This window comes from Roseburia sp. 1XD42-69, from assembly GCF_003612565.1.
GTDB lineage: Bacteria > Bacillota > Clostridia > Lachnospirales > Lachnospiraceae > Roseburia_B.
In genome coordinates, this window is sequence record NZ_RAZG01000097.1 from 1 (window position 1) to 8624 (window position 8624).

The window sequence follows — 8624 nt, forward strand, 5'->3', positions numbered from 1 at the left end:
TTTACTGAGGACACAGCTTCAAGCAGCATAGCATAGGAATTAAGATAACTGAATAACTGCCAGTATTGAATTTTCAAGGTGCATAGGCTAAATCTATGTGCGAAGTTTGAGTTACAGAAATTACTTCCGAAATATTGGAACAGTATGTTTCCCAACTTCATGAACAATATAAACCCAAGACTGTAAAACGCAAAATAGCATCAGTAAAAGCACTGTTCCACTACTTGGACTACAAGGAAATCATTAATACTAATCCATTCAGTAAAATATTGATACATTTTCGCGAGCCTGTGAAACTCCCCAAAACCATCCCTCTGCATACCGTTGAAATATTTTTATACGCAATATACAAACAACGCAAAAATGCCAAAACTCCTTATCAAAAAAGAAATGCCCTAAGAGACATTGCTGTTGCGGAATTGCTATTTTCAACCGGGATGAGAATATCCGAACTCTGCTCATTAAAAGTAAATGATGTAAATTTATACGACGGAACTATACTCATATATGGAAAAGGCAGCAAAGAACGCCGAATTCAAATCGGTAATGAATCTGTAATCAAAATTCTAACAGAATATAATGATAATTTTTGTTCCGAAAGACAATCCTGCTCTAACTTTTTCGTAAGCCAATCAGGAAAAGCACTGTCTGACCAATCAATACGAAGAATGATTAACAAATATACCTCTCTGGCATCTATTGAACAACATATCACACCGCACATGTTTCGCCACACTTTTGCAACAAGCCTTTTGGAAGCAGATGTTGATATTCGTTATATTCAGGAGATGTTAGGCCACAGTTCTATTAACATTACTGAAATATATACACACGTTACAGTTGCAAAGCAACGAAACATTCTTGCTACAAAACACCCTCGAAAGGATTTTGATTTATAAAGGTTATGGGCAATTCCGCTAATTTGGGATTGCCCACTAAAAAGCAACGGATAATCAAGTGTTATCCGTCAGTTTGGCGAGATAGAAAGGGTATGGATAATTGATAGTTATCCGTTGGATATTTAAAATTATTTTTCCAAAGAAAGGATTTGTCAGTGAAGAGAAGTAAATGGTTTTTCCAAATTGGTATTGTTTCTATGCTTACTCTAATATGTGTATTGTTTTTGGGATGTACAGCATATTTTCTTTATACAAACAATTCAGGAATCGCTAGTGTGTTTGCTACATTGATGGGAATACCACTTACAATAGGCATAACACTTTGGTCGTTTATATTTAGTAAACTTCAGAAGGAAGTTTTGATTGAGCGATATTTGAATGATGAACATTTTGTAGATAGGGATGCCGAATATGTAAAATTAATGAATTTAATACAGAGTGGTCAAGAAAAAATAATATACATCAGTGGTAACTTTGGTATGGGAAAAACATTGTTTATGAAAATGTCTTGTGACCGAATCAATTATGCCGATAGAAAAAAATGGAAGTCATATGCTGCTTTTTATTACAACAACAACCATACTAAGACTATAATGCAAGCACTTTCAAATAAGTTTTGTGGGCAATCAAATACATCTATAACGGACATAAGCAAACGTCTTAACAATGCCACTTTTAAAAAAAATAGCATTTTGTTTATTGATAATATTTATGAAATTGATTTAATAGAATGTATAGAATTTGCAAAAGCATTTATTAACTGTAACAAAAATAATCAAGTAGTAATTGCTGTGGATAGCAACAATAATACATTCCATATATACCCAGGAAAATTCGGCGAAACTGAAATAAAATTACTTGCCCATAGCTATAACATAAAAATTGAGCAAGCTGAAAGATGTGAAATTTCGGAATTGTCGAATGGCTACCCAGTATACGCTCGTTATAGTGTTGAAGCATATACAAAAGGCATTAAAATTGTCGATTATAATAATCTCGAAAATTATATTGAGGAATTGATTAATTCATTAAATAATCTAGAAAAAGCTTCTCTGTCACTAATAATTTGTTTTAGTCAGTTGTTACAAGATGGAGTTGAAACCGGAGTTGTATGTAGTATAGATAATTGTATAACACGACCAATTCTTAAACGCCTAGTAACACATTCATTAATTAACCTATATAAAGATAAAGTATATAGCGATAAACTTATTTCTCGAAAGTGTATGGATTTTTTATCTGAATATATAAATGAAAGTTACTATAAAATTTATCAATATTATAAAGGTATATACGATACTGATTACATAGCCTTAGTAGCTGCATTAAAGTCTAATTTTGAATATGATCATACTTTGGTAAAGGAGATCCTGCATAGACAGTATATAGATAACAATTTTTATCTGCTAATTGATATTGGGGAATTAGAATTTAGCGGTCAAATAAATCCACATTTAAGGGAGAACAAAGAGTGTTGGACTTATGTTAGATATTATTATCTAAAATCACTTCTTGAATTAGGATTATATGATAAGGCGAGGGAAGTTGTTGATAATTATGACAATTACTTTAATCTTATGACTATAAATTGTGATATAGATTTTGAGTATCAGTATTTACTGATTGATTTAGATCATCTCACAAATTATTTGAAAAATGCTGTCACATTTTCTCACGCATTATTTGAAAAAGCTACATCTAAGGAACAAAAGATAAAATGTCAATATTTGTATGCGCATTGCTTGCGACATTTAGGTGAAGATTTGGATCAAGCATACACTATATTTACAAGTCTAGCAAATGACACTAATTTTAAAGATAATAAGATAAGAATACGTTCCATTTACTCTGCGGCATCTATTAAAATGTTTCAGGGTGATTCGAGCTACTCCTATGAAGAATCATTTGGAAAAGTAGAGCAAATTATATTTGAAGATTCACGGAATGAGGTTTGGAGACCTTATGTAGCTAGACATAAAGCCATCTATGAATATAAGGTTTGTAAAAATTTTGAAATGGCAGAACAAGTATTACAAGAAACGATACATCTGTTAGAAGTAACCCAATTGCGTATCAAGTATGATATTTACTTTGAATTAGGTGAACTATATAGAATATGGAATAATAATACAAATAATTATACAAAAAGTATTAATTATTATCTAGAAGCAGTTCAATTTGCAAAACGAGTAAATGACTACAATTTGCAAAGTACCTCACAGTTGGGAATTATGCTTTTAAGTATCAAATATGGCTATAAAACGGATAATGATATTTTGAAATCTATTATTTCACGAACTTATAATATTGGCTTAAATATTAACTATAATTATGCCATGTATGTAAAATATCTTATTGAGAATGAGAGTATCCCGAAAGAAACAGTATCCTACTGGCGAAAAATGCAATACTCAGATTTGTTTTTTTATCCTCGAAAAGTAAATCTGAGAAATGCAATCTCAAATTAACTGTGATGTAATTGGGTATATATAATTTGATAGCAATCATTTTCAATGGTATAACATATTTTTTTATCTGCCGAAAGTCTATTTATTCTATTAGAGATATCTTGGGAGAATTCATTATTATCCCGGATATCTCTTAATATTTCAGCAATAAATAGCATTTCTGTATCTTGCCATCCATACCTAGAAATTTCTTGTGTTCCAATTCGTAGTCCACATGTTCTATATAAATGCTTATTTCTAAGATTTATGCTTACTCCATAATCTAAACATTTATTATAAAATCTTTCAGCCTCATTTTGGGGCATGGATATAAAAATCTGATGGGTATATGTAAATTTAGGCGGAACTTTTAAGATATTAAAATTATATTTCAAAAGTGCATTAGCAAGAATATTTGCATTATTTATTATTGTGGAACAATATTGTTGACCATATATTTCTAATTCCATTAAAGTGAATATTAAGCTAAAAATATGGTGTAATTGACTATTTCTTAAGTAGTCCGGATTTATCAAAGTATCAAATTGACGAGCAAGTTTTAAGTTGTTTGTCATTATCAAACCGCAGGTGGGACCCGGTAATGTTTTATGGGTAGCCCCCATTAAAATAAACTTTTGTTCTTTTGTAAACCATTCCAGTGGATTTTCCATAGTCTTTGTTGCTATTAATCCTAATATTTGAGTTGCATCAAAAATTAAAATACATTCCTTTGGTAAATCAAAATTCTTAAGCTGTGGCATTATAATAATGTCTGATAAACATATTAAAATACCATCAATTTTGTTTGATTTTAAAAGTTTGTTTGTTTCTTCATAATCAAAATCATATATATCATAATTGTATGGCATTTCTATTGTATTAATCCCCAATCTATGACAAATTTTAGGCATAGAGCCATGTCCTCCGCATTCTTCAGAGGAAATAAGAAGTGTGTCGCCCGCAGAAAACAAACTCATAAGTAAAGTCATTACTGCATTTACTCCAGATAATGTTCGTGCATCCGCATATTTACATCCATAAAGTTTATTGCATTGGCGATTCAATAGCTCATATATTTCATATAATTTCTTACTTCCAACAAAGTTACTATGTTCCTGATATTCTATTATGCCTCCCATAATATATTTTTCTTGCAGGAATGTATCTAAAGGAATTTTGCTAAATGGAGAAATTACATTTTCAGCAGCGCACAATGGTAATAATTTATTTTCCTGTACGGAAATATCTTTGCATAAACTTATTAAATCTTCAAAGTATTCTGGCTTCATAGAAATACCTCCAAATTAAAGGATTCAATAAATAAAGTGAATAGTTTTTTCCTTTAAGCAATAATCAACGGATAACTATCAATTATCCATACCCTTTCTATCTCGCCAAACTGACGGATAACACTTGATTATCTATCATTTTACCACAATCTCGTTCATTTTTCATCATAAATTTTAGACTTTTGCCATTTTTTGTCTATAATATCATATCTTTCAAACACATTCTATTTTAATCCCGCTATTACATTCATTAATCCCTACCATATATATGAAACTTTTTCATTTCTCATATTTTCTTAATACATTCCGTCAGTGATACATATTCATATACCCGATACCGCTGCTTATTATCTGCCTGCTTTACAATTTTCAGTTTAATAAAGGTATTTACCATTTTTACTGCTGTGCCGTGTGTAATGTCACAGTGATTCATTACATCTTCTATCCGGAAAAACGGCATCTGTTGCATGAACCCTAATTCCATTAACATTTTGTTTCTCATATTTGGAGAGATATTTTTAACCCTTTTTACTGTATTTATACTTGTTTCCATATGCTTATGTTTCTCCTGAATAAATCTACATGCTGTTTCCAACGCCTTATCCATTATGTTTAAATAAAAAGTTAGCCACGGATTTATATTGCACGACCATCTTACCTCTGCCATACGATCCTCACACTCATTTATGTTATTACGGATTAGCTTTGCAAACGGAAATGAAACTTCTGGTAATACTTTTAGTTTTTGCATATACTTTTCCATCGCATAAGATGAATAAACAATATTATTTTGTTCATATGGAGCTAATGTCAATAACTGATACATAAGCAATCCGCTAAATAAAATTGGATTTAGCACATCATTCTGCTTTTTAAAATACTTTGCATATTTCAATGTCACATCAAGCAAATCATCTATGCTTTCTCCAATTCTTTCAGGTGAAACCGGATTAAATTCTTCCCTTAATGCAGAAATGACATTTCTTAAAATAATGAACTTTTTTCTATGTCTAGACCTCAACACATTTATGTCTGAATATAATGTTATTTGGTCTTTTAAGGATTGTATCATTAATTCATCTCCATGAATTTGGCTAAAAAAATTCAAAATATCTAATGCCGGTTTCCCATCTGGCTGACAGTACATAAAATTAATTCTGTCAATCAGACCATTAATATTTTCTATTTCTTCACAATTTAGTAAAGCGACCATGCCCTCTATATGACCTATTCTCCGATAAATCTGCAATAATAGTGCATTATATTCAGATTGAATCTGGATTCTATCAAACCACCTGTCAATCCTTATAGGAACAAAGCATTTACAATACATTTTTTCTATAATATCTGTTACTTCAATTTTGTAGTAACCCGCCTGAAATTCCTTTGTCATTTTGTACCACCAAATTTATCTTGATAAATATTCATTATTTTTAAGATTAAATTTTTTTTGTCTATTTTAATAATAAAATTTATATCTATTTTATCATTATGTCATTTAGTTGACAAGTACCATGTTGTCTCCCTCTCTGCACCCCGTCCAAAAAAGGATTTCAAAGATCACAAAATATTTGCTTTCCCGGTCAATGCCCTGATGAAACAATCGTATTCGTCTTTCGTCCAAAAGTTCAGCTTGTCAGCGTCAGACTTTCCCATTTTCTTAACCTTTTTACATGGGTTATTGTTGAGATTGTAAATGTTACTTGCATGAGTAAACAATGCTGTAATCTGATTTTGCACCATACGCAAATAAGTCTGCGAATACCCTTTTGCTCTGATAGCGTTCTGCCACTGAATAATATCAGAGGGGCTTATTTCGTTCATTTGCTTATTCTCAAAATACGATAATACATGGGCTTCTATCATGTACCGCTTGTTTTTTATCGTGCGCTCCTTTAGTTCTCCTGCCTTATCTCGGAAATACACATCAACAAATGCGCCTAACATCATATCCATATTGGCAGATGTACTTTTCAAAAATTCTCTTTCCCACTCTAACGCTTCTTTTTTCGTGGCAAAACCACGCTTCTTTTTGTGCTTCTTCTCCCCTTTCCAGTTTTCGTAATAGCATTGAGCAGTCCATTTCCCAGTTTTTTCATCTCTTGAAGCAGACATTCCTTATCCCCCTTTCATGCAGTTTGGTTCGACTGATTGTAGCCATAAAACTTTGTTTCCCAAAATGCCTTTGGCACTTTCCCGGCTATCACAAGATAACCAGCTTTTTTCAATTCTCCATTAAGTTCCCTTATCAGTTTGTAAGCATGACCTTTAGATACTCCTAATTCCTTTGCTACATCTTCCGCTGTCATCATGTGGTTTTCTTTCAATAAATTTCCCTCTCTTTCATTTCTTGTATTATTACAAGTTTTCTTGTAATATATACATTGATTTTTGTATCTACATATGTTACATTATTCTAAAAGGAGGTTGTGAAATGAGATTAGGCGAATATTTTGAGATTGGAAAACGAATGAAACAAGCCCGAACTAACGCAGGAATTAACCAACGTGATATGTCTTCAAGACTTTCTTTGACCAATTCCTCATATTCTAATTATGAAAACGGATATAGTGAACCGCCAGTTGAAACAGTATTAAAATTTTGTGATACACTTGGAATTACTTTAAATGATTTGTTAGAAATAAAGATTACTTCAAATAAATCTGCTACTGTAAATACTTTTGCTGATTTTTTTTCTATTCTGATAGATTTAGACCGTAGGGGGTTGCAAATAAAAGGAAACACTACCTATTCACAAGAAGACAATCAACTAACTGCTCATTTGACATTAGATATACCCAATGCACAAATTGCAACCTTTATTCCCGACTGGAACAAAGTAAATCAAGCATTAATTTCCGGTAAAATGGATAAAGAAGAATATGATATGTGGCTAGAAGATACTTTGAAATTATTTAATGTGCCGATTGACGAATACATCTGATTGATATACACTCAATCCAATTACTTTTTACAAAAACAAAGGAGATTTGCATGAATATTGACCTTACGAAAACCCAACAATATCTTGAATGGCTCAAAAACAAGCTATACCTAAACGCTATTGCGACTTCTTCTAAAAATCGTATCGTATATAGAGGACAAGTATATCGTTGCAACTTAGGTGTTGGCATTGGTAGTGAGGAATGCAAAGAGCGACCTTGTGTGGTTCTCCAATATAATTCAGCTAACAGAACATCACCTAATACACTGGTTGCACCTATAACACATACCACCTCTACGCTTCCTATTGTTGTACCGATTGCAGAGAAAAAAGATTCCTCCGGCAAACTCATACTTGATGGAAATGTTCTTCTCGGAAATATTACCTGTGTAAGCAAGGCAAGACTTAGCGATTATATTACCGACCTTTCCGCTGATGAAATGAAAGCTGTTGATAAAGCCATTTCTTTATCGCTTGGTATAAACCACCATTATCAGACATTGCAAAATATGTATGACGACAAACTACAATATATTGAAAAGCTGAAAAGCAATCGTACCTTGCAACAAGCTGATTTGGATTCAAAACAACAACAACTTGATAAATTCCAAGAATTGCTTGATACCTATCATTTTTCAGATATTCAAGATTTAGCACATTTTTTAGAAAAATCTCTAAAAGAAATGTAGACAAATTTAGATTTTCATGCTAGTATAAGGGTACAAGAAAAATGTTCACGAGTGGAACACTAATATAGTATTTCAAACAAGGGAACTACGGGTGAGTTCCCTTTATTTTATCTATACATAATTTTTCTTCTTCAACATAAAATACTATTACAATTCTTCTTTGGACGTGTGCCAAAGAATTTATTGTAATTAAGCAAAGGGAGTCACGAGCGGACTCCCTATTTTTAATATATTTTAGAGCCACAAGCCATTTTCAAAGAAATTCCGGCAAGTGGCTTTTCCTTTGTAAGCGCCTAGTTTCAGGGTGGATTTAAAACCATCACAAAATTTGCCATAATTATAGATGATAGATGCCA

Annotated in this window: 7 protein-coding genes and 1 pseudogene; 4 read left to right on the top strand and 4 right to left on the bottom strand. The window is 31.9% G+C overall.

All coding sequences use genetic code 11. From position 1 onward, the window contains the following. Positions 1–116: 116 nt before the first annotated feature. Positions 117–899: pseudogene (locus tag D7Y06_RS22415) on the top strand (tyrosine-type recombinase/integrase); the annotation flags it as partial. A 155-nt stretch (positions 900–1054) separates the two neighbouring features. Continuing rightward, positions 1055–3367 (top strand): AAA family ATPase, encoded by a 2313-nt coding sequence (locus tag D7Y06_RS22420; protein WP_120409794.1) that lies wholly within the window; start codon positions 1055–1057, stop codon positions 3365–3367. Here D7Y06_RS22420 and D7Y06_RS22425 read toward each other — a convergent pair. The 4 genes from D7Y06_RS22425 to D7Y06_RS22440 form a co-directional block, all read right to left on the bottom strand. Continuing rightward, complete coding sequence (locus D7Y06_RS22425; protein WP_120409795.1) at positions 3364–4635, bottom strand: hydoxy methyltransferase; 1272 nt, start codon at positions 4633–4635, stop codon at positions 3364–3366. The two genes, D7Y06_RS22420 and D7Y06_RS22425, sit on opposite strands and share 4 nt — an antisense overlap. 286 nt (positions 4636–4921) lie before the next feature. Next, positions 4922–6028, bottom strand: a complete 1107-nt coding sequence (locus D7Y06_RS22430; RefSeq protein WP_120409796.1) for a hypothetical protein — start codon at positions 6026–6028, stop codon at positions 4922–4924. A 167-nt stretch (positions 6029–6195) separates the two neighbouring features. Continuing rightward, positions 6196–6750, bottom strand: a complete 555-nt coding sequence (locus D7Y06_RS22435; RefSeq protein ID WP_243119457.1) for an Arm DNA-binding domain-containing protein — start codon at positions 6748–6750, stop codon at positions 6196–6198. Positions 6751–6764: 14 nt separating this feature from the next. Beyond that, complete coding sequence (locus D7Y06_RS22440) at positions 6765–6962, bottom strand: helix-turn-helix domain-containing protein (protein ID WP_120409797.1); 198 nt, start codon at positions 6960–6962, stop codon at positions 6765–6767. A 107-nt stretch (positions 6963–7069) separates the two neighbouring features. Here D7Y06_RS22440 and D7Y06_RS22445 point away from each other — a divergent pair, with 107 nt between their 5' ends. Beyond that, positions 7070–7579, top strand: a complete 510-nt coding sequence (locus tag D7Y06_RS22445; RefSeq protein ID WP_120409798.1) for a helix-turn-helix domain-containing protein — start codon at positions 7070–7072, stop codon at positions 7577–7579. 50 nt (positions 7580–7629) lie between these two features. Beyond that, positions 7630–8268: a type II toxin-antitoxin system PemK/MazF family toxin gene (locus D7Y06_RS22450; protein WP_120409799.1), complete on the top strand. Its 639-nt coding sequence runs from the start codon at positions 7630–7632 to the stop codon at positions 8266–8268. Positions 8269–8624: the final 356 nt, after the last annotated feature.

Bases quoted from the DNA above. Each gene is read 5' to 3' on its own strand.
- D7Y06_RS22425 (WP_120409795.1), bottom strand. From the start codon at position 4,635: ATGAAGCCAGAATACTTTGAAGATTTAATAAGTTTATGCAAAGATATT.
- D7Y06_RS22435 (WP_243119457.1), bottom strand. From the start codon at position 6,750: ATGTCTGCTTCAAGAGATGAAAAAACTGGGAAATGGACTGCTCAATGC.
- D7Y06_RS22430 (WP_120409796.1), bottom strand. From the start codon at position 6,028: ATGACAAAGGAATTTCAGGCGGGTTACTACAAAATTGAAGTAACAGAT.
- D7Y06_RS22450 (WP_120409799.1), top strand. From the start codon at position 7,630: ATGAATATTGACCTTACGAAAACCCAACAATATCTTGAATGGCTCAAA.
- D7Y06_RS22445 (WP_120409798.1), top strand. From the start codon at position 7,070: ATGAGATTAGGCGAATATTTTGAGATTGGAAAACGAATGAAACAAGCC.